Genomic DNA, 21,452 nt, shown 5'->3' on the forward strand with positions numbered 1-21,452 from the left:
GGGTTCAGACGATTTAATTAGTTTTCTTTGTTTAGAGTTTAATGTACCCAACTCCGTTAAGTACATCAAGCCTAATTTGTTTTTAATTTACGCAGCTATCCATTTTTTCTTTCCTTGTGCTAATATAAGTGATTTATTACGTAATTTTTTTATAAAAATTTTTAAAGCAATAGTAGAGAGATGAATAGAAGCTGGGGCCGATTTTCTGAGTCTCAGTAGCAGCGGCATCATTTTCTTTTTTTTAAGAAAAAATAGAATGAATAGCAGGAAATCTTTTGAAACTTCGGCTAGACTTTTGGGGATTATGGACAACTTGGGTTATAATGACAAAGGTTCTAAAATGTCATCTTGTCAGATTTTTTTACGCCAATTTTAACATAAACTGACAATTTATGGAGGTGTGTTGCATTGGCACAAAGATTGACTTATCGACTTCGAGCTATTTAAAATGAGTATATAATAAAATTAAATATAGTAAAAATGGGTAAAATAATCGGAATTGATTTAGGTACAACAAACTCTTGTGTTTCTGTAATGGAAGGTAATGAAGCAGTAGTTATCCCTAATGCTGAAGGAAAAAGAACAACGCCATCTATCATTGCATTTGTAGAAGGTGGAGAAATTAAAGTAGGAGATCCTGCTAAGAGACAAGCGGTAACTAATCCAACTAAGACTATTGCTTCTATCAAACGTTTTATGGGTCATTCTTTTGCTGAAATTACAGCTGAAGCAAAAAGAGTTTCTTACAAAGTAGTAAAAGGGGACAACAATACACCACGTGTTGATATTGATGGACGTTTATACTCTGCACAAGAATTGTCAGCTATGACGCTTCAAAAAATGAAAAAAACAGCTGAAGACTATTTAGGTCAAACTGTTACTGAAGCAGTTATTACTGTTCCTGCTTACTTTAATGATGCACAACGTCAAGCTACAAAAGAAGCTGGTGAAATTGCAGGTCTTAAAGTAATGCGTATTATCAACGAACCTACAGCAGCTGCGCTTGCTTACGGTCTTGATAAAAAAGGTAAAGATCAAAAAATTGCTGTTTACGATTTAGGTGGAGGTACATTTGATATCTCTGTTCTTGAATTAGGAGACGGAGTTTTTGAAGTATTATCTACAAACGGAGATACTCACTTAGGTGGAGATGATTTTGATCACGAAATTATTGACTGGTTAGCTGCTGAATTTTTAACTGAAGAAGGTATTGATTTACGTTTAGATCCAATGTCTTTGCAACGTTTGAAAGAAGCTGCTGAGAAAGCAAAAATTGAATTGTCTTCTTCTACTGAAACTGAAATTAACTTACCATACGTAACTGCTACAGCTTCAGGACCAAAACACTTAGTTAAGAAATTAACGAGAGCACAATTTGAAAAATTAACTGACTCATTAGTAAAACGTTCTATGGCACCAGTTGCTAAAGCGTTGAAAGATGCAGGTTTATCTGTTTCTGATATTGACGAAGTTATTCTTGTAGGTGGTTCTACACGTATGCCAAGAATTGCTGAAGAAGTTGAAAAATTCTTTGGTAAAAAAGCATCTAAAGGAGTTAACCCTGATGAAGTTGTTGCTATTGGAGCAGCTATTCAAGGTGGAGTTCTTTCTGGAGATGTAAAAGATGTATTGTTACTTGACGTTACACCTTTATCTTTAGGTATCGAAACTATGGGTGGTGTTATGACAACTCTTATTGAGTCTAATACAACGATCCCAACTAAAAAATCTCAAGTTTTCTCTACAGCTGCAGATTCTCAACCAACAGTTGAAATCCACGTTTTACAAGGAGCTAGAGCAATGGCTGCTGATAACAAAACTATCGGTCGTTTCCATTTAGATGGTATTCCACCAGCACCAAGAGGTGTTCCACAAATTGAAGTAACTTTTGATATTGATGCTAATGGTATCATCAAAGTTTCTGCAACTGACAAAGGAACTGGTAAATCTCATGATATTCGTATCGAAGCTTCTTCTGGATTAACTGCTGAAGAAATCGAAAGAATGAAAAAAGATGCAGAAGCTAATGCTGATGCTGACAAAATTGCAAGAGAAAGAGCTGAAAAATTGAACGAAGCAGACGGAATGATCTTCCAAACTGAAACTCAATTGAAAGAATTAGGTTCTAAATTATCTGATGAAAACAAAGTTGCTGTAGAATATGCATTAACTGAATTGAGAATGGCACACCAATCTCAAGACATTCCTGCAATTCAAACTGCTCTTGACAACATCAATGCAGCTTGGAAAAAAGCTACTGAAGCGATGTATGCTCAAGGTGAACAAGGTCAAGGTGAAGCACAACCACAAGGGGATGCTGCTCAAGGAGACAATGTTGAAGACGTTGAATTCGAAGAAGTAAAATAATAAATTCTTGTAGAGACTAGATTTATCACGTCTTCACATTATATAAAAAAACTGTTCATCTTTGATGAACGGTTTTTTTTATGGAATTAACCCAGATCCTGAAATAGGAAACATAAGAAAGAGGTGTCAGTTGTTTTTGGTATGAAATATTATAATTCAATTAACACCGAAGAATTTATGCCTCTGGTGTAAATGATTAATTTTGCTTAAAATCTGAAATTTATAATGGCAAAGAATATTCCAATTTCTATATTAGAATTAGCAATAGTTACCCAAGATAGCAATGCAAGCGAAACATTGCAAAAAACAACAGCGTTAGCAAAACTTGCTGACGCTTTAGGTTATAGCCGATTTTGGCTGGCCGAACATCATAATATGGCTCATGTAGCAAGCTCAGCAACAGTTGTTCTGATCGGTTATATAGCCAGTCAGACTCAAAATATTAGGGTCGGTTCAGGCGGAATCATGTTGCCTAATCATGCCCCGCTAATTATTGCGGAACAGTTTGGTACATTGGAAATACTATACCCGAATCGGATTGATTTGGGCTTGGGAAGAGCGCCAGGAACCGACTCGTTAACAGCGCAAGCCATTCGGAGCGATTTCTTTGAGCAATCGCAACGGTTTCCTCAGAATGTGGCCGCGCTTCAGACGTATTTTTCTAAGGACAATGCTACCGCAAAAGTGCGAGCCTTTCCTGCAGAAGGCACTAATGTTCCCATTTGGATTTTAGGTTCGAGTATGGACAGTGCGGCTTTGGCGGCTGCTAATGGATTGCCATATGCGTTTGCGGGACATTTTGCACCCAAAGTAATGTATCAGGCTTTTGAATTTTATCGTGATAATTTTCAGCCTTCCCAATTTTTAGATAAACCCAAAACGATGGCGTGCGTAAATGCGATAGCTTCAGATACAGATGAAGAAGCAGAAATACTGTCAACGAGTCTGACCCAAATGTTTCTGAATTTGATTCGTAATGATAGAAAACCATTGCAGCCACCTGTTGCGTCTCTTGATGGAATAATGAGTGAGGAAGAGTATTTTCATGTGAATCAAATGACTTCCTGTTCGTTTGTAGGAAGCAAAAAGAAATTGGAAACTGAATTGAAGCAATTTATTGATCGGACCCGTATTGATGAACTAATGATAACCAGTCCGATTTTTAATCATGAAGATAAATTGAAAAGTATGCGGCTAATGAAAGAAGTTATCGGTACCATGAAATAGGAGTAAATCGTTTTTTAACATAAGAAAACCTGCAACGTTAATTGCAGGTTTTTATATAAGTAAGATACAGTATTGTGCATCGCTACTAAAATTTTTAGGATTATTTCAAGCTTCCAACCATATCTTCCGGTTTAACCCAAGCATCAAAATCTTCAGAAGTTACATAACCCAAACCAACCGCTTCATCTTTTAGAGTGGTTCCGTTTTTATGTGCTGTCTGAGCAATTTCAGCTGATTTGTAATAGCCAATTTTAGTATTTAAAGCAGTCACTAACATCAATGAATTATCAACTAATTCTTTGATGCGTTTGTAGTTTGGCTCAATACCTTGTGCGCAATGTTCGTCAAAAGACATACAAGCGTCACCTAGCAATCTTGCTGATTGCAAGAAGTTGGCTGCCATCAATGGTTTGAAAACGTTCAGTTCATAATGACCCTGCATTCCTCCAACAGAAATAGCAACATCATTCCCCATAACCTGAGCACAAACCATAGTTAATGCTTCACATTGTGTTGGGTTTACTTTTCCTGGCATGATGGAAGAACCTGGTTCGTTCTCAGGAATAAGGATTTCTCCAATTCCTGAACGTGGTCCGGAAGCTAACATACGAACATCATTAGCAATTTTGTTTAATGAAACGGCTAGTTGTTTTAAAGCACCATGCGATTCTACGATTGCATCATGGGCTGCTAAAGCTTCAAATTTGTTTTCTGCAGTTACGAATGGATGTCCTGTAAATTCTGCAATGTATGCAGCTACTTTTACATCATATCCTTCTGGAGTATTTAATCCGGTTCCAACTGCTGTTCCTCCTAAAGCCACTTCTGATAAGTGTGCTAAAGTGTTTTTAACCGCTTTTAAACCATAGTTCAATTGCGCTACGTATCCTGAAATTTCTTGTCCTAATGTTAATGGCGTAGCATCCATTAAATGCGTACGGCCAATTTTAACGACATTGTTGAATTCAATTGCTTTGGCATGAAGTGTATCTCTTAGTTTTTCAACTCCGGGAATAGTAACTTCTACTACGGCTTTGTAAGCTGCGATATGCATTCCTGTTGGGAACGTATCGTTAGAAGATTGTGATTTGTTTACATCATCATTGGCTTTGATGAATTGTTCCCCCTCACCAATATTGAATCCTTTTAGAACTTGTGCACGATTGGCAACCACTTCGTTTACGTTCATGTTACTTTGTGTACCTGAACCTGTTTGCCAAATCACCAATGGAAATTCGTCATCTAATTTTCCGGCTAGGATTTCGTCACAAACCGCTGCAATTGCATCTCGTTTTTCGATCGGTAAGACTCCTAAATCGCAATTAGCATAAGCAGCTGCTTTTTTTAGATAAGCAAACCCTTCAATGATTTCTTTTGGCATGGAAGCCGATGGACCTATCTTGAAATTGTTTCGGGAACGTTCTGTTTGAGCGCCCCAATATTTGTCTGCAGGAACCTGCACTTCACCCATGGTGTCTTTTTCGATTCTAAATTTCATTGTGTTGTTATTTATAAGTATTAAGTAGTTTAATAATTGTTTAGCACCGATTACTTCACTTGATTTCTATTTTTAATGGAGTTCTCTGAACTTCATTTGAAGTGAAAATCGCTTTGTGTTGGTGGTCGGCATAAAAGATTATAAGGAATAGCAGGATCTGCTCCCAAATTCTGAGCCCAAAAATACGGATAATTCCCTTTTTATAAAAATTGACAGGCAGTTTTTGTAAATTTTTATTGGTAAGAAAAGGAATTAAACTTACATTTGTGGCTACATTCAAAAATTCCGGAAAACATGTTTGAATTTTCACAGTACTTAGGCTTTTTACTTTTCTTAACCGTTCTAACTATAGGATTCTGGTTGATGTTTTTTCTTGTTGGTTTCGTATCCTATTGGGTAGGCGGAGCAACTTGGGAGGCGTACAAAGAGAAAAGAGCAAAAAAGAAGCAAGAACAATCAGTTTAAACTAATTGTTTCATAAAATAAGGACCCGTTTTCACGAGTCCTTTTTTTGTGCCAAAAAGTTACCTCAATAGCTGTTTTAATAAAGGAGCGGGTACTAATTACGATCCGTTTATTGGTAAAAAAAATAAGGACTCGTTTTCACGAGTCCATATTTTTTTATCCTTGAAATTCGCCACCATCGCCATTTTCATTTTGATTTCGCTTAGGCTGTTTCTCTCTTTCGTTTTTCTGTTTATTGAAACGATACGTGAAGGATAAGTTAAACTGTCTTTCTCTCCATTGCATTTCAGAGTAAGAATTAAGTACACCGGGAAGATTTGTTTCCATAATTCTTTTTCTGGAATTGAATACGTCACTTACATTAAAAGAAAGGGTTCCTTTATCTTTCATAACATCTTTACTGAATGCTAAATTAGCACTGAAATTTCCTAAAACAGTTCCTTGCGCATTCTTTTGAGGTGCATTATAAGTTGCATTGGTTTGCCAGTCAATTTTATAGGGTAATGATACTTTTGATGTTATGCGGGTAAACCATGACGTTGCTATATTATCAAAATTCTGAACAACTTCATTATCATTAAAATCGATATAAGTAAAATCACCTTGTGTTTCGTTTCTGAAGAAATTGAAGTTTCCATTTAATTTCCACCATTTGTAAGGAGAATAATTTAAGGTAAATTCAAATCCAGCTCTATATTCTGTCGCCAGGTTTATTGGTGAAGCAAAGATAATTGGTATTCCATTTATAAAATCACCAGATTCTCTTCTTGCAAATTGAAATACATCGGTAGTTTTGTTCACATATAAGGAAGTGTTGAATGTCAATTTATCCCAACGTTTGATATATCCTAAATCAAAAGCATTAGTGAATGCGGGATCTAAATCAGGATTTCCGACAAAAATATTGATATTACTGGATAAATTGCTAAATGGATTTATCATTCTTCCTCTAGGTCTTTGAATTCTTCTACTGTAGCTTATCGAAGCACTGCTTTTATCATCAATCTCGTAGGTGAAGAAAGCGCTGGGGAAAAAGTTATTGTATTTTTTGGTGTTGAAATCGTTAGTTGCTAATTGGTTGATTTCTATATTTGAATCTTCGAAACGCATTCCAAAAAGTGCTGAAAACTTATTTATTTTTACACCATATTGCGTATACAATGCGTTCACTTTTTCTTTGTATTCTAATGTGTTAGTGAAGTTTGGATTAATAACTCCATCACTCTCTACTTGGTAATCCGTAACTAATTTAGAAAAATCACCACGATACCCAGCTTCAAATTGGCTGCCTTTGCCTAATGGTAAAACATAATCTGCCTGGAGTAAATTTCTGTTTTGAGTTTGATTGTTTATCGTTTTGTCAAATAAAACTGCGCTTGTATTGGTAGCAGTATCAGTAACTAAAGCATTATTTTTATCATCATTGGTAGAGAACGAACCGTCAATAGTCAATTTGTGACCGTCTTTTTTGAAGTTTTTAGTGAAATTGGTTGCAAACTCTACGTTTTCACTTTTACTGTCTTCTTCGTTGATACGCGTTCGAGTATAGTCGTAAATCGCATCAGCGTTATAATATTTTTGGAAAACATTATCCGTGTTGTCACCATTGTTTTTTCTGTAATTAAGCGTGTTGGTCCAAGAAGTAGATTTGTCCAAATACAATTCTATACCAAAATTCCCATTATAGCCTTTGCTTTGTCTCTCGTTTTCTCTATTTTCATCTACGTAATTTCGAATCGAATTATCTGGATTTAAATAGTCCGTATTTGTTGTCATGTTTCCAGGGTTGCTTCTGTAATTGTAACCCTGATTAGTGAAAAGATTAAAATTCTTTGATTTATAATTTAAAGTACCGCTTAGACCATAATTTTCAGGATAACCGGTAGAGGCAATAAAAGTACCATTTAATCCAAGATTTTTTCCTTTTTTCAAAATGATGTTCAATAAACCACCCCCGCCTTCAGCGTCATATCTCGCGGAAGGATTGGTTATAACTTCTACTTTTTCGATTGCATCGGCAGGAATTAAGCGTAATGCTTCGGCTATATTTATGGCATTTGATGGTTTTCCATCAATAAGCACTTTTACATTTTCGTTTCCGCGAAGACTTACATTTCCTTCTACATCTACCGATACCGAAGGGATATTGTCAAGAACATCACTTACAGTTCCTCCTTTGACCATTAGATCACTACCGACATTATATATTTTTTTATCTAGTTTTATTTCGACAGTAGTTTTCTCAGAACGAATAACAACTTCATTCAATTGCGCCGCATCTTCATCTAAAGCAGTTGTGCCTAAATTACTATTTCCCTGAATGTTTTTTTGCTTGATTTCAGATAATTTGAAAGAGATGAATTCTATTTTTATATCATATACACCAGGAACCACATCGATGTCGTATTCTCCTTTTGCATTTGTAATTCCACCGGCAAGTGCTTTTGGATTTTGAGTATTTATGAGGGTAACTGTAGCATATTCTAATGGTTGCTTGCTAATTTTTTCAATCACTTTACCACTGACTTTTACTTTTTTTACCGGATTGGGTTGCTGGGCAAAAAGTATCAGGCTTGTAAAAAGAAGTACAAGCGCTAATAGGGGTTTTAATTTTTTGGGCATTTTTGTAGTTTTAGTTTTTCTTTTTAGATTGCATAAAACTGTTTTGGTTTAATTTGTAAATCATAAAAAATTGTTAATTTAATTACAGAAAATTAACCACATTATCCAGATCTCTTCCTACTATCGCTTTGTTTTCCCGGATAACAATAGGTCTTTCAATCAGAATGGGATAGGTCACCATGGCCTGAATAATTTCGTCATTATTCATTGCTTTATTTTTGAAATTTTCAATCCAGATTTTCTCTTTTTGGCGCACTAAAGCCAGCGGCTCAAAATTTAGTTTTTGGATAAGACTTTTTAATTCGTCAAATGTGGGAACAGTATCCAGATAATTAATGATTTCGATCTCTTTTTCGGATTCTTTTAGTAAAGCCAGGCAGTTTCTTGATTTTCCGCAACGCGGATTGTGGTATATTTGTATCATCTATTTTTTTTAGGTAATTTAGAATCGAACTCTTACAATAAGAGTGACAAAAGTATAATTTGTTATTCTAATTTTAGTAATTTATAAAAACAAAAATCTATGTTTATAGAGCAGGGGATAAAGTCTGAGAATAAGTTTTGGAAGTACATTGTAGGCTCATTGATAATTATTTTGGCTTCCTTTTTAGGTCAGGTATTTTTACTGGGAGCTTTGCTTTATGAAACCTTGGTAAACGGAAAGCCATATCCGACAAACAATACTGATGTTATGCGTTTTTTTGAGCCTAATTTGACCTTGTTTCTGATATTGATTTCGTTTGTTTTTGCAATGTTTGGGATTTACTTTGTTGTCAAATATTTACACAATCAAACGCTACTTTCTATTACAACATCCAGAAAGAAAATGGATTGGAACAGGGTGTTTTTTTCGTTTTCTGTCTGGTCAGTTTTTATGATCATTTCAACAGTATTGTTTTATTTTTCAAATCCCGAGGATTTTGTAATCAATTTTAAACCTGTTCCATTCGCAATTTTGGTGCTTATCGGAACGGTATTAATTCCAATTCAAACCAGTACCGAGGAATATATTTTTCGTGGTTATTTGATGCAGGGTTTTGCCAATCTTGCTAAGAATAAATGGTTTCCGTTACTGATGACTTCTATTGTTTTTGGCGCTATGCACATTTCAAACCCCGAAGTCGCTAAAATTGGGAATGTTGTTTTTGTGTATTATATAGGTACCGGATTATTATTGGGAATAATGACTTTGATGGATGAGGGAATGGAATTGGCATTGGGCTTTCATGCCGCCAATAACTTAGTTAGCGCTTTATTGATTACTTCTGATTGGTCCGCGTTTCAGACCCATTCTATTTTTAAAGATATTTCGGATCCTTCCGCTGGTTTAGATGTTATATTACCTGTCGTTATCATTTACCCAATACTTTTATTTATCTTTAGTAAAAAATACAAATGGACAGACTGGAAAGCGAAATTAACAGGAAAAATTGAGGAGCCGGTAGCTTTTAATAATTTAAAATAAAATACATTATTATGGATGCAATTACTTACAAAAATGTACACAATCATTTTAAACTGAATGGATTTCATTTGAATCGCAAAGATTTATGCAGGGTAGCGTACAGTTTTATAAAGGAAGGTGAAGAGTTTGAAAAATCTGTTGGGGATTTTATACTCGATTGGTTTGATAAGAAGAGCTATGTCGAGTTAAACACATCAGGAACTACTGGCAAATCAAAGATTATTCAAATGGACAAACAGGCCATGGTGAATTCGGCTTTGGCTACAGGTGATTTTTTTGATTTACGTCCGGGAGATAAAGCGTTACATTGTTTGCCGACTAAATATATTGCTGGAAAAATGATGTTTGTCAGAGGCTTTATTTTGGGTCTTGATATGGATTTTGTAGCACCAAGTGCACATCCGATGCTGCAAAATGATACGAAATATGATTTTGTTGCGATGGTGCCTTTGCAAGCGCAGAATTCGTTGAAGGAATTAAAAAACGTAAAAAAAATGATTGTTGGCGGTGCTAAAATGAGCAAATCACTAGAAAACAGTCTTTCTAAATTGAGTACCAAAGGATATGAAACGTATGGTATGACAGAAACCATTACTCATATTGCAGCCAAGAAAATAGGAGGGAAAACATTCTCTGTTTTACCGAATATAAAAATTTCGCAGGACGATAGAAATTGTCTGGTGATTGATGCACCAAAAATTTCCGAAGAAAAAATAGTAACCAATGATTTAGTTGAATTGGTAAATGACAAAGAATTTGTTTTCTTAGGGCGTATTGATAATGTTGTAAATAGTGGAGGAATTAAGCTTATTCCGGAGCAAATTGAGGAAAAACTGTCTAACAAGATTCACTCAAGATTTTTTGTGACAGGAATTGAGGATGCTATTTTGGGTGAAAAATTAGCGCTGATTATTGAAGGTGAAAAACAACCGTTGGACGAAACTATCTTTGAGGGTTTAGATAAATACGAGAAGCCTAAAGAAGTGTTTTATGTTTCAAAATTTATTGAAACAGAAAATGGAAAAATAAAAAGGAAAGAAATTCTGGAGAATATTCAGAGTATTATTTATTAGGTATAAAAAAGCATCCCGTTTTTCTTGAAAACGAGATGCTTTTTTAGTTTTTATTATTGTTGCATTTTAAAATAGTAATCTGCAGAATGTTTACCACTTCCATAAAACAAGAAAAAGACGCAGATACCAAGGGTGGCAATTGCTAACAATAAGTTTTGAGATTGCATTTCTCCCATAAAATTTACCGTAACAGCTCCTAACAATATCGGTAATTGCGCTATTATGGCCCATCTGGTAAGCAAACCAAATGCAATCATTATCCCGCCAACCATATGTGCCGGTGCGATATAATGTATAAGAAACATTCCGCCACCAATTTTGTCAATAGGTGATATTAAATCATGTAAATATTGGATGTTTGTTATAAAAGAAATTCCTTTCATAAACAAAAAGACACCAAGCGCTATGCGTACCAAATCAAGTGATAAATAAGTATGTGCATTTGCCCACTTATTTAAATTTTTTACGTTGCTCATAATACTAAAGGTTTAAAAATTATACACTAAGATACTAATTTTTAGTGATATATAAAGTATTCTGTAAAAAAACAAAATGTAGGCTTTTTTTGCTTTAAATATAGCAGAGGCAATCTTGGATCGGGCAATTCGCTCCGCAATTCGATTTGGAATCAGGCGAATTGATGCGTGAAAAAATAAAAAGAACTAAAAAAATAGCTGCTTTTAACCACAGAAAAATCATAAAAAAATGGAGCATTTTGTACTGGAATCAGTGGCGCACTTATAAACTGAATTCGGTGGTCAGTTGATTTTGATACAAGATAGTTAATGGTGACGATTTTTACAATTAGGAGAGTAGGAACAACTTTGGTAACTTTAGTCTGCCTGAATCTAAATTTTTTAGATAGTAATTTTCTTTTACATTAATATAGTTGATAAAAGCAACTAATTTGTATATTTGCCATACTATTATAAATTTTGAACAATATGGAAAATATAACATCGGAAATTAGGGCCTTTAACAGGTTTTACACATCACACTTAGACATCTTAAATCAACGTTATCTTGATAGCAGTTATACTTTAACGGAAGTCCGTATTATGTATGAAATCAATGGCGCACAGGGTATAACAGCTCAAGAAATCAGTGAAATCCTAACTCTTGATAAAGGCTATTTAAGCAGGATATTGAAACGTTTGCTAAAAGAGGGGATAATTGAAAAGATATCGTCTAGTGAAGATAAGCGTGCTTTTAATATTGTACTTACCGTTTTGGGAATTGAACTAATAAAAACTTTAAATGATATTTCGGATCATCAGACAGCATTAAGAATCGAAAAGCTGAAGCCCTCCGAAAAAGAGCAACTGGTTGATTCGATGTATACAGTAAAGAAGTTATTGGCTGGAGACGCAAATACACCAACAGCAGAAGATATTACTTATCGTTATGATGTTAAACCTGGAGATATTGGTTATATAATTTATCTTCATGGTCTAATTTATGGTAACGAATCCATCTTTTCAAATGAGTTTGAAGCGTATGTCATAAAGACTTTCTATCAATTTCTCGAACATTGCTCAATGGACAAAGAGCGCCTTTGGATGGCTGAATATAATAACCGTATCATCGGCTGTATTGCTATTGTACATCAAACAGAGGAAGAAGCACAGCTGAGATGGTTTTTATTAGATCCTGCTTTCAGAGGATTGGGAATTGGTAAAAAACTTTTAAACGATGCTTTAAATTTCTGTTATGATCAACAATTCAAAAGTGTATTTCTACTTACCACAAGCATGCAGGAACGGGCCCTTGAGATGTATAAACGAGCTGGGTTTAAGTTAACAAAATCAACAGAAGTAAACCAATGGGGTGCCATATTCCGTGACGAACGTTATGATCTTAAACTTTAATTACTATTATTTAACGACTTCTTTCTGATGCCAAATACTAACTATTTTGAGCCTTACGCTATACATTGGAAAAAACGAGGCCGTCTCACAACTTGAGACGGTTTTTTTATGCTTTTTTGTTGCGTGTTTGTTTCGCTCTAAACGAATACCAGGAATCGACTTGAATCTTAAGAAATAGGATTTTACTTTATTTACTTTTGACAAAAAAAGTGGTTTTTGCTAAAAGTGTTGTCCGAAATCTACTATTCAAGTTGTATATTTCAAACTTAGATTTAAGCTATTAGGACCTCCTGAAGTAGATTTTTGCTCGACAGACGCGACAGAACCTTAGAAGGACGACTACTTTTAAATAATCTTTAAAATTAGATATAAGAACAGCCTAATTTATAATACAATACTTAAATTTCAATTTTTTATAAAGTATCTGGTCTATTTTGTTTTAGAGCTTACTGAAATTGCTGATTTTGCATCGTTAAGAGTCCAATTCATTTCCGGATCATTTTCTTTTATTCGGTCTTCAAGTGAAGGAATTATTTCCATATCTGGAAATATGCCACGACCTTCTGGTGCTGTTTTGAAGTGAGGAGCAATAAACATTAATCCAATGCGAATTTTCAGATCTGTATTTGGCAATTTTATACGAGGCATAAATCCAGCGATAGTCCCATTATATGCGCCTCCAGTTTCTTCACCTACAAAAAAGGCTCTTTTAGAACCTTTTAGATTGGAAGAGATGATACTTGAGGCTGAAAAACTACCACCATTGATAAGAACATAAACTTTTCCTTTGAAAGTATTTCGGCTCACTTTGCGAGGTTTCGTTTGTGTCGCGTAATAATTTTTTCCGTCTTTATTTTCATGAACAGTCAGTGCTAAATAGGAGTACATTAAAGGAGAAAGTATAGTTTTTAAAACTTTAACGCCAAAAGAACCACCGTGAAAATAGGCTCCTTTAAATAAACTGGACTTTGAAACTACTTCAGATTTGTCTAAAAAAACAAAAGTGGAGTCTGCCAAATAGGAGTATAAATCGGCAACTTCATTTAATCTGCCTCCGCCATTATCTCTCAAATCAAGGATAAGTGTTTGGGATTGATATGCTGCAATTTTACTAAAGCTTTCTTTGTAAAAAGTTTTAGAATCTCCAATTTTGAAACTTCTGATTTTCATCACGGCAACACTACTGTCTTTTTCTAAAAAATGGAGGTTTCTATTGTACTTTTTTTCAATGGAATAGTAGCCATTAATTCTTTTCTTTCTACGATGTGCTTTCGCTTTTGTTTTATCAACAGCAACTCGTTTTTTTTGAATTTTTTTTAGATGCTTTCCAGTGGAATCTTCTGCTTTTCTTCTGATGGTAATTGTTCTTGTACTATCCTTAAATTTGAAATCAAATTGTAAACTATCCTTGATTCCGTTTTCATTTGTGAAAAATGAAGAAAATCGCTTGCCTGAAAAATGAGTTTTGAACGTAGTATTATAACCATCAGAGCTATATAATTTATTGTATTCCTGAATTAAATTAAGTGGCTTTGTCCCATTTACAGCAACAACCTCGGTGCCAATATTGATAGTTTTGTCATAAGACTTGTTTTTTACAACATATAATTTTTCATCAATAAGTTCAAAATCAAATTGTGAAAAAGGGCCTGTTCCTCTTTTAAGAAGTGCTTTGGTCTGCTTTTTTGTCATTAATTTGACAGGAGCATAAACCGTTATATGACCTTGGCGGACAGCAGCTACCACAGGACTTATTTTTTTGTAAAACTCAAAACGAGTCATCGGTTTTGTAATGGTGGATTTTAGACTGTCAAACTTATAATCTAAATGATTCTTACTAATATACCAGTAGAGATTGGGATGCAAATCACGCAATTTTTTATAAGTAAAATCAGCATCTGATTTTAACTTATCTTCAGCTATTAAATCATTCAGGTGCTTGTTGTTTTTTTTTACCGAAGCACATTGAACAAAGAGTAGTAATGTAAACAGGACTAATACTATTTTTTTCATGATTATTTAACTGCTTGTATTTGCCACGAAGGCTTTTGGAAAGCGGTCAGTCACCAGTGGCCTGTAGGGATCACTGGGCTGATTACTGTAAATTACATGCTATAGCTAAAATCTAAACCTGAATAACTCCTAAATTAAATTTCTTTTCAATAGGGGAGTGGTTCGCGGCTTCAATTCCAAGAGAAATCCAGGTTCTGGTATCTAAAGGATCAATTATTGCATCAGTCCATAATCTGGAAGCTGCGTAATAGGGCGAAACCTGCTCATCATATCGTGCTTTTATTTTATCAAATAATTCTTTTTCTTTAGCTTCATCTACTACTTCTCCTTTTGCTTTAAGTGAAGAAGCTTCAATTTGGGCCAATACTTTTGCCGCTTGTGTACCTCCCATTACAGCTAATTCAGCACTTGGCCACGCAAATATTAATCGGGGGTCGTATGCTTTTCCACACATTGCATAATTTCCGGCACCATATGAGTTTCCTACAATAACCGTAAATTTTGGGACAACTGAATTACTGACGGCATTCACCATTTTAGCACCATCTTTTATAATGCCACCATGCTCTGATTTAGATCCAACCATAAAACCAGTAACATCCTGTACAAATACCAAAGGGATTTTTTTCTGGTTGCAATTAGCAATGAAACGGGTAGCTTTATCAGCGCTGTCCGAGTAGATTACACCTCCAAATTGCATTTCACCATTCTTTGTTTTTACCACTTTTCGTTGATTAGCAACAATTCCCACTGCCCAACCATCAATTCGTGCATATCCGGTGATAATAGTTTGACCATAACCGTCTTTGTACGGTTCAAACTCCGAATTGTCAACTAAGCGACTGATGATTTCCATCATATCGTACTGTTCATTTCGAGCTTTTGGCAAAATACCATAAATATCATTTTCGTCTAAAGCAGGTTTCGTCGCTTTGATTCGGCTGTAACCGGCTTTGTCAAAATCGCCTATTTTGTCAACTATATTTTTTATTTTGTCTAAAGCATCTTTGTCATCTTTAGCTTTATAATCAGTAACACCTGAAATTTCACAATGTGTTGTAGCTCCTCCTAATGTTTCATTATCAATGCTTTCGCCAATGGCAGCTTTCACTAAATAACTTCCTGCCAGGAAAATACTTCCTGTTTTTTCGACAATCAAAGCTTCATCGCTCATAATTGGCAGATAGGCACCACCGGCAACACAACTTCCCATTACGGCAGCAATTTGCGTAATTCCCATACTGCTCATTTGAGCATTATTTCTAAAAATTCGACCAAAATGTTCTTTATCAGGAAAAATTTCGTCTTGCAATGGCAGATAAACCCCCGCACTGTCCACTAAATAAATAATTGGCAAACGATTTTCCATTGCAATTTCCTGTGCACGTAAGTTTTTCTTAGCGGTAATAGGAAACCAGGCGCCTGCTTTTACAGTTGCATCATTGGCCACAACAATACATTGCTTTCCTTTGATGTACCCTATTTTAACAACAACGCCACCAGAAGGACAACCGCCGTGTTCGGCATACATTCCTTCACCAACAAATGCTCCAATCTCAATACTTTTTGCTTTAGGGTCAAGTAAATAATCAATACGTTCCCGTGCGGTCATTTTGCCTTCACCGTGTAGTTTTTCGATACGTTTCTCACCACCCCCTAATTTTACTTTGGTCAGTTTTTGCTTTAAATTAGAAAGTAAAAGTTTATTGTGGTCTTCGTTTTTATTGAAATTCAAATCCATGATGAAATAATGTTAAAAAATAGTTTGCGCTAAAATACAAAATCCAACGAAATAAATTTTATTATTTTTATTGGTTTAGAAAGGAAATCGAATGTATATTTGGTATTAAAACAAAAAAACAGAAGCTAACCCCTGTTTTTTTATGAATTTAATAAAAAAGTGATTGTTTATTTTTTAGAATCATTTACGAGTCTTTTCAAAATGGCCCATTGTTTTAGTGCATCACGAGCTTCGACAGCGGGATAGCCCAACATTGTTTTACCTGCAGGAATATCTCCTGTAACACCTGATCCGGCACCGATAATTGCACCATCGCCAATTGTTGTGTGGTCCTTTATGGAAGCGCTTCCACCTATAATGACACCGTTTCCTAACGTTACAGAACCGGCCAGTCCACTATTTCCAGCCATAATGCAAAAACGACCTAGTTTACTGTTATGCCCAATTTGGACTAAATTATCGATTTTACAGCCATCGCCTAAAACCGTAGAACTGAATTTTCCGCGGTCAACACAGGTGTTGGCACCAATTTCAACATTATTACCTATAATAACATTTCCAATTTGTGGAATTTTTACCAAACCTCTTTCGGGATCAGGTCGAAAACCAAAGCCATCGGCTCCAATTGTAGCGTTGGGATGTATAATACAATCATTTCCGATATGACAACGTTCTCTAATTACTGTTCCGGACCAGATCACAGTGTTTTTTCCCAGCGTGCATTCATCCAGAATAGTAACATTTGGATAGATGGTTGAATTATCGCCCAGCACAACTTTAGGTCCTATATAACAGCCCGCTCCAATTCTAACACCATTGCAAATAATTACTGTCGGATCGATAACTGCAGTTGGGTGAATATCAATAGCAAATATTGGGGTTGGAGGTGCAAAAAGAGCTAAAACTTGCGACATGGCTAAATCAGCATTTTTCACTTTAATGAAAGCTCTGTTTTCTCCCGGTTCTATTGAAATATCTTCATTTACAACGGCTACACAAGCTTTGGATGTTGCCCATAATTTTTCGTATTTTTTGTTTCCAATAAAAGAAATTTCGGATTCATTTGCAGCTTCAAGTTGTTCAGGTGCAGTGATATTTTGGATCGTATTGCCGACAATAACTCCTTTTAAAATTTCATTTATTTCTTGGATGGAATAGGATTTCATGAAGTATATATTGGATTTGGGTTTGTTATTGTCATCAAATAAAACAAATTGGTGTTATAATTCCTAATATTTCGAGATTCTTTAACACGAATATAAACACTATTTGTCTGTAATGGAAGTGGTGATTTTAATTGCGATTGCCAGATGCGAATAGTTTTACTATATATTTGCTTTGTTTGTTCGTACACGTAAAATTAAATTTACAAAGCTAACAGGACTTGCTTATCAGCTATTAAATACTATCCAAAATGAAACTTTTAAACAGATTTTTGTTTTTGTCCGCAGTGCTGTTTTTTTGTAATTGCCTGCGTGCACAAACAAATAATAGTACGATTGAAAATGCATTATTAATTGCAGAGCGTAATAAAAGTAAGTTAGATAATACCGAACAATTGTTGGTGGTGTATAATTATCAGCCAGAAAGTTATAGTGCTTTTTTTGTAGCCTTAGAGAAAAAGGAGAAAAAGTGGGTGGTAAAATATGATCCGGTAGCAGTTGGAATAGGAAAGAACGGTTTTGCAATGCCACTTAATAAACAGGAAGGTGACGGCAAGTCTCCAACTGGAATCTTTCGTTTGGGAAAACTGTACACGTATGAGAAACAAGTGCATACACTACTGGAAAACCAGGTTACAACTAAGGAGGATAAATGGATTGATGATCCAAATTCAGATGATTATAATACATATGTACGAGGTCCTACCACTGCAAAATCGTATGAGAACTTATTGTTAAATACAGGTGCTTACAAGTATTGTATGGTTATAGAATACAATACAAACCCAATTATAAAAGGAAAAGGGAGTGCTATCTTTTTCCATTTGAAAGGAAAAGCTCCTTATTTTACAGCTGGATGTGTTGCTATAGATGAGGAAAATATGAAGTTGATTGTAAACTGGTTAAATCCCAAACTGAACCCCACTATTATTATGGGTAATTTCAGTGTTTTAAACAGTGGTTTATAACTGTTTTCCATTTTATAAAAGAGAAAGTTTAAAAAGCCGAATGAAAGTGCTGCCTATTTACTGAAATAATAAAAAAAATCCGCTCCAACATTTCGATAGGAAAGCGGAGCGAATTTTTTTAATTTATTTTTTTTACTTACAAGAAGTGAAACACTGAAGTCTGAATACAATAGACTATTGCTCTTCTTTCTGCCCCATCATCATCAGATAGGCTTTTAGAAACTCATCAATCTCTCCATTCATAACACCATCAACATTACTCGTTTCGTATCCGGTGCGAACATCTTTGACTAATTTATAGGGTTGCATGACATAATTCCGGATTTGTGAGCCCCATTCTATTTTCATTTTTCCAGCTTCAATATCAGCGCGTTGTGCCTGTTTCTTTTTTAACTCAATCTCGTATAATTGAGATCGTAACATTTGCATTGCACGCTGTCTGTTGTCTTGTTGGGACCGCGTTTCTGAACATTGTATTTGAATTCCGGTTGGTTTGTGAAACAATTGTACTTTGGTCTCTACCTTATTTACATTTTGTCCTCCGGCACCACTGGATCGTGAAGTTGTAATTTCAATATCAGCAGGATTAATATCAATTTCGATACTATCATCTACAAGCGGATAAACATAAACGGAAGCAAATGAAGTATGACGCTTGGCATTACTGTCAAAAGGTGAAATTCGGACCAGTCTGTGTACGCCGTTTTCTCCTTTTAAGTAGCCAAACGAATAATCGCCTTCAAATTCGAGTGTTACGGTTTTTATGCCGGCAGACTCTCCTTTTTGGAAATTCAGTTCTTTAATTTTATAACCGTATTTTTCTCCCCACATCATATACATACGCATCAGCATTTCGGCCCAGTCACAACTTTCAGTTCCTCCTGCTCCAGCTGTTATTTGTACAACAGCACTCAAAGTATCGCCTTCGTCCGAAAGCATGTTTTTGAATTCGATTGCTTCAATATGAGCTTGGGTCACGGTATATTGATGGTCTAACTCTTCAGCTGTAAGTTCTCCTTCTTTATAAAAATCATAGGCCAGTTGCAACTCATCAGTCATTTCGACAGCTTTGTTGTAATCTTCAATCCACTTTTTCTTATTTCTAAGATTCTTTACAATTAATTCAGCTTCTTTTGGATTATTCCAAAAGTCTGGCGCAAAAGTTTTTTCTTCTTCGTTTGAAATTTCAATTAGTTTGGCATCAACGTCAAAGATACCTCCTCAACGCACCAAGGCGCTCTACAATACCTTTAATTTGTTCGGTAGTTGTCATAAATTATATTAATTAAATAGGTCTATATTCAAATATTTGTAAAAAATGCCGTTATATTCTTCATTTAATTTAGTTTTAGCTGAACTAGCTTGAATTAACAAACGGTATTATGTAATTTTGTGGCACAAAAATAAGATATAGTTTTTAGAATATGGAAATAAATTTAGTTAGCGATACGATAACCAAACCTTCTCGCGAAATGTTAGTGCATATGTTGAATGCTAAAGTAGGTGATGACGTTTACAAACAAGACCCGACTGTTATTGAACTTGAAGCTAAAGTTGCCGAAATGTTTGGCATGGAAGCGGGGCTTTTTTTTCCATCAGGAACTATGGCAAATCAAACCGCAATAAAATTGCATACACAGCCAGGGGAGCAGTTAATTGCTGATAAATATGCACATGTGTATCATTATGAAGGCGGAGGAGTTTCTTTTAACAGCGGTGTTTCCTGTTGCCTGTTAGATGGGAATCGTGGAATGATAACTGCTGAGCAGGTAGTAGGAGCGATTAACGATCCCGAGTTTTATCATAGTCCGCTAACGAGTTTGGTTTGTGTTGAAAACACAACCAATAAAGGCGGTGGAGCCTGTTATGAATTGGAAGATTTACAAAGAATAAAACAGGTTTGCGATGCCAATAATTTGAAATTTCATATGGATGGTGCCCGTATCTGGAATGCATTGGTAGCTAAAAGGCAAGATCCAAAAGCATTTGGGAAATTATTCGACACTATTTCGGTTTGTTTGTCTAAAGGTTTAGGAGCACCGATTGGGTCGGTTTTACTGGCTGATAAAGCTACGATTCACCGCGCATTGCGAATCCGAAAAATATTGGGTGGAGGTATGCGTCAGGTAGGGTATTTGGCCGCAGCCGGAATTTATGCTTTAGATAATAATATTGAACGGCTTGCTGAAGATCATAGAAGAGCTAAAGAAATTGGTGAGGTGTTAAAAAAAGTAAGTTGGGTAGCTTCGGTAGAACCGGTTGAAACTAATATCCTGATTTTTTCATTGGTTCCAAATTGCATTGAAAAGAATTTAATTGAATTATTGAAGCAAAAAAATATTTCAATCAGTTCTATGGGAAATGGAAAATTGAGAATCGTAACGCATCTTGATTATCGGGAAGTTATGCATACGTATGTTCTGGAAACACTACAGAAATTAGTGTAGTAGTTGGAATGATTTTATTTCCTGTTTAAGGTTTAGAGTTTTTAGCATTGTCAAGAACTTTAAACCTTAAACAGGAATTTTTTTTATTTAAAAAGAGTATCCATTCCAGGAATCATTGGCATGTCCATTTTTGCAACAGCATCAAGTTCAGCTTCATTTGTTTTAGTAGCTTTTTCTATAGCTTTATTTAGTACTAAAATCATATAATCTTCTAATTGCTCTTTGTCTTCTAATAAAGAATCGTCAATTGTGATTGATTTTATTTTTCTATTAGCTGTTAAAGTAACTTTCAATAAACCATCAGTACTTTGTTCGTCTATAAGAACAGTGTCTAAACGTTTTTTAGTGTCTTCTATTTTTTGTTGGGTTTCTTTTAGTTTACCCATCATTCCCATTAAATCCATGTTGATAAATTTTAATTATTGAACTACGAAATTACTACATTCGAACTAATAAGCAATGTTAAATTAGATGAAAAATTGAATCGTTTTAAAATGTGTTTATGCTATTTTTGCAACTTCATATAAATAAAAAA

Annotated in this window: 17 protein-coding genes; 8 read left to right on the forward strand and 9 right to left on the reverse strand. The window is 35.1% G+C overall.

Features of this window, described 5'->3' with window-relative positions; translation table 11 throughout:
* Positions 1–480 precede the first annotated feature (480 nt).
* Both dnaK and ACNQGN_RS05690 read left to right on the forward strand, forming a co-directional pair.
* On the forward strand, positions 481–2,367 hold the full coding sequence (dnaK, locus tag ACNQGN_RS05685; protein ID WP_417986880.1) for a molecular chaperone DnaK: 1,887 nt from the start codon (positions 481–483) through the stop codon (positions 2,365–2,367).
* Between the two features lie 225 nt (positions 2,368–2,592).
* The gene (locus ACNQGN_RS05690; RefSeq protein WP_417986881.1) at positions 2,593–3,594 is read left to right on the forward strand and encodes an LLM class flavin-dependent oxidoreductase; all 1,002 of its coding nucleotides are present in this window, start codon (positions 2,593–2,595) and stop codon (positions 3,592–3,594) included.
* Between the two features lie 100 nt (positions 3,595–3,694).
* Here the strand turns inward: ACNQGN_RS05690 and fumC are convergent, their stop codons facing one another.
* The gene (fumC, locus tag ACNQGN_RS05695; protein WP_417986882.1) at positions 3,695–5,092 is read right to left on the reverse strand and encodes a class II fumarate hydratase; all 1,398 of its coding nucleotides are present in this window, start codon (positions 5,090–5,092) and stop codon (positions 3,695–3,697) included.
* Positions 5,093–5,386: 294 nt separating this feature from the next.
* Between fumC and ACNQGN_RS05700 the strand changes: the two genes are divergently transcribed.
* Positions 5,387–5,557: a hypothetical protein gene (locus ACNQGN_RS05700; protein WP_143386564.1), complete on the forward strand. Its 171-nt coding sequence runs from the start codon at positions 5,387–5,389 to the stop codon at positions 5,555–5,557.
* Positions 5,558–5,713: 156 nt separating this feature from the next.
* On the opposite strand, the gene ACNQGN_RS05705 is transcribed toward ACNQGN_RS05700, so the two are convergent.
* Complete coding sequence (locus ACNQGN_RS05705; RefSeq protein ID WP_417986883.1) at positions 5,714–8,179, reverse strand: TonB-dependent receptor; 2,466 nt, start codon at positions 8,177–8,179, stop codon at positions 5,714–5,716.
* Between the two features lie 82 nt (positions 8,180–8,261).
* Positions 8,262–8,603 carry an arsenate reductase (glutaredoxin) gene (arsC, locus tag ACNQGN_RS05710; RefSeq protein ID WP_417986884.1) on the reverse strand — a complete coding sequence of 114 codons (342 nt, stop codon included), beginning with the start codon at positions 8,601–8,603 and terminating at the stop codon, positions 8,262–8,264.
* Between the two features lie 99 nt (positions 8,604–8,702).
* Between arsC and ACNQGN_RS05715 the strand changes: the two genes are divergently transcribed.
* Together ACNQGN_RS05715 and ACNQGN_RS05720 are read left to right on the forward strand one after the other, a co-directional pair.
* On the forward strand, positions 8,703–9,644 hold the full coding sequence (locus ACNQGN_RS05715; RefSeq protein WP_417986885.1) for a CPBP family intramembrane glutamic endopeptidase: 942 nt from the start codon (positions 8,703–8,705) through the stop codon (positions 9,642–9,644).
* Between the two features lie 11 nt (positions 9,645–9,655).
* Positions 9,656–10,717 carry an AMP-binding protein gene (locus ACNQGN_RS05720; protein ID WP_417986886.1) on the forward strand — a complete coding sequence of 354 codons (1,062 nt, stop codon included), beginning with the start codon at positions 9,656–9,658 and terminating at the stop codon, positions 10,715–10,717.
* Positions 10,718–10,770: 53 nt separating this feature from the next.
* Here ACNQGN_RS05720 and ACNQGN_RS05725 read toward each other — a convergent pair whose 3' ends face one another.
* Entirely contained in the window at positions 10,771–11,193 is a 423-nt protein-coding gene (locus tag ACNQGN_RS05725) for a DoxX family protein (RefSeq protein ID WP_417986887.1), read from the reverse strand.
* A gap of 468 nt (positions 11,194–11,661) precedes the next feature.
* Between ACNQGN_RS05725 and ACNQGN_RS05730 the strand changes: the two genes are divergently transcribed.
* Positions 11,662–12,585, forward strand: coding sequence for a bifunctional helix-turn-helix transcriptional regulator/GNAT family N-acetyltransferase (locus tag ACNQGN_RS05730; RefSeq protein ID WP_417986888.1), 924 nt, complete (start codon positions 11,662–11,664; stop codon positions 12,583–12,585).
* A 429-nt stretch (positions 12,586–13,014) separates the two neighbouring features.
* Here ACNQGN_RS05730 and ACNQGN_RS05735 read toward each other — a convergent pair whose 3' ends face one another.
* From ACNQGN_RS05735 to lpxD, 3 genes are all read right to left on the reverse strand, one after another.
* A complete protein-coding gene (locus ACNQGN_RS05735) occupies positions 13,015–14,598 on the reverse strand; it encodes a S41 family peptidase (protein WP_417986889.1) in 1,584 nt (527 codons plus the stop codon).
* A gap of 112 nt (positions 14,599–14,710) precedes the next feature.
* Complete coding sequence (locus ACNQGN_RS05740; protein ID WP_417986890.1) at positions 14,711–16,339, reverse strand: acyl-CoA carboxylase subunit beta; 1,629 nt, start codon at positions 16,337–16,339, stop codon at positions 14,711–14,713.
* 167 nt (positions 16,340–16,506) lie between these two features.
* Positions 16,507–17,505, reverse strand: coding sequence for a UDP-3-O-(3-hydroxymyristoyl)glucosamine N-acyltransferase (gene lpxD, locus ACNQGN_RS05745; RefSeq protein ID WP_417986891.1), 999 nt, complete (start codon positions 17,503–17,505; stop codon positions 16,507–16,509).
* 248 nt (positions 17,506–17,753) lie between these two features.
* On the opposite strand from lpxD, the gene ACNQGN_RS05750 reads away from it, so the two are divergent.
* Positions 17,754–18,470, forward strand: a complete 717-nt coding sequence (locus tag ACNQGN_RS05750; RefSeq protein WP_417986892.1) for a L,D-transpeptidase family protein — start codon at positions 17,754–17,756, stop codon at positions 18,468–18,470.
* Between the two features lie 174 nt (positions 18,471–18,644).
* Here ACNQGN_RS05750 and prfB read toward each other — a convergent pair.
* Positions 18,645–19,743 (reverse strand): peptide chain release factor 2 gene (gene prfB, locus ACNQGN_RS05755; RefSeq protein WP_417986893.1). Its coding sequence is split into 2 segments (ribosomal slippage): positions 18,645–19,679 and positions 19,681–19,743, totalling 1,098 coding nucleotides; the frame shifts between segments, so codons are not numbered across the junction.
* A gap of 151 nt (positions 19,744–19,894) precedes the next feature.
* Between prfB and ACNQGN_RS05760 the strand changes: the two genes are divergently transcribed.
* Entirely contained in the window at positions 19,895–20,917 is a 1,023-nt protein-coding gene (locus ACNQGN_RS05760; protein ID WP_417986894.1) for a threonine aldolase family protein, read from the forward strand.
* An 83-nt stretch (positions 20,918–21,000) separates the two neighbouring features.
* Here the strand turns inward: ACNQGN_RS05760 and ACNQGN_RS05765 are convergent, their stop codons facing one another.
* On the reverse strand, positions 21,001–21,321 hold the full coding sequence (locus ACNQGN_RS05765) for a YbaB/EbfC family nucleoid-associated protein (protein ID WP_417986895.1): 321 nt from the start codon (positions 21,319–21,321) through the stop codon (positions 21,001–21,003).
* Positions 21,322–21,452 lie beyond the last annotated feature (131 nt).

The organism is Flavobacterium rhamnosi (assembly GCF_048286515.1).
Taxonomy (GTDB): Bacteria; Bacteroidota; Bacteroidia; order Flavobacteriales; family Flavobacteriaceae; genus Flavobacterium.

What these genes read in the sequence shown, in the direction of transcription:
- ACNQGN_RS05730 (WP_417986888.1), top strand. Translation starts at nt 11,662, where the DNA reads ATGGAAAATATAACATCGGAAATTAGGGCCTTTAACAGGTTTTACACA.
- ACNQGN_RS05740 (WP_417986890.1), bottom strand. Translation starts at nt 16,339, where the DNA reads ATGGATTTGAATTTCAATAAAAACGAAGACCACAATAAACTTTTACTT.
- dnaK (WP_417986880.1), top strand. Translation starts at nt 481, where the DNA reads ATGGGTAAAATAATCGGAATTGATTTAGGTACAACAAACTCTTGTGTT.
- ACNQGN_RS05705 (WP_417986883.1), bottom strand. Translation starts at nt 8,179, where the DNA reads ATGCCCAAAAAATTAAAACCCCTATTAGCGCTTGTACTTCTTTTTACA.
- ACNQGN_RS05750 (WP_417986892.1), top strand. Translation starts at nt 17,754, where the DNA reads ATGAAACTTTTAAACAGATTTTTGTTTTTGTCCGCAGTGCTGTTTTTT.
- ACNQGN_RS05720 (WP_417986886.1), top strand. Translation starts at nt 9,656, where the DNA reads ATGGATGCAATTACTTACAAAAATGTACACAATCATTTTAAACTGAAT.
- ACNQGN_RS05715 (WP_417986885.1), top strand. Translation starts at nt 8,703, where the DNA reads ATGTTTATAGAGCAGGGGATAAAGTCTGAGAATAAGTTTTGGAAGTAC.
- ACNQGN_RS05700 (WP_143386564.1), top strand. Translation starts at nt 5,387, where the DNA reads ATGTTTGAATTTTCACAGTACTTAGGCTTTTTACTTTTCTTAACCGTT.
- fumC (WP_417986882.1), bottom strand. Translation starts at nt 5,092, where the DNA reads ATGAAATTTAGAATCGAAAAAGACACCATGGGTGAAGTGCAGGTTCCT.
- ACNQGN_RS05760 (WP_417986894.1), top strand. Translation starts at nt 19,895, where the DNA reads ATGGAAATAAATTTAGTTAGCGATACGATAACCAAACCTTCTCGCGAA.
- ACNQGN_RS05735 (WP_417986889.1), bottom strand. Translation starts at nt 14,598, where the DNA reads ATGAAAAAAATAGTATTAGTCCTGTTTACATTACTACTCTTTGTTCAA.
- lpxD (WP_417986891.1), bottom strand. Translation starts at nt 17,505, where the DNA reads ATGAAATCCTATTCCATCCAAGAAATAAATGAAATTTTAAAAGGAGTT.
- ACNQGN_RS05690 (WP_417986881.1), top strand. Translation starts at nt 2,593, where the DNA reads ATGGCAAAGAATATTCCAATTTCTATATTAGAATTAGCAATAGTTACC.
- ACNQGN_RS05725 (WP_417986887.1), bottom strand. Translation starts at nt 11,193, where the DNA reads ATGAGCAACGTAAAAAATTTAAATAAGTGGGCAAATGCACATACTTAT.
- ACNQGN_RS05765 (WP_417986895.1), bottom strand. Translation starts at nt 21,321, where the DNA reads ATGGATTTAATGGGAATGATGGGTAAACTAAAAGAAACCCAACAAAAA.
- arsC (WP_417986884.1), bottom strand. Translation starts at nt 8,603, where the DNA reads ATGATACAAATATACCACAATCCGCGTTGCGGAAAATCAAGAAACTGC.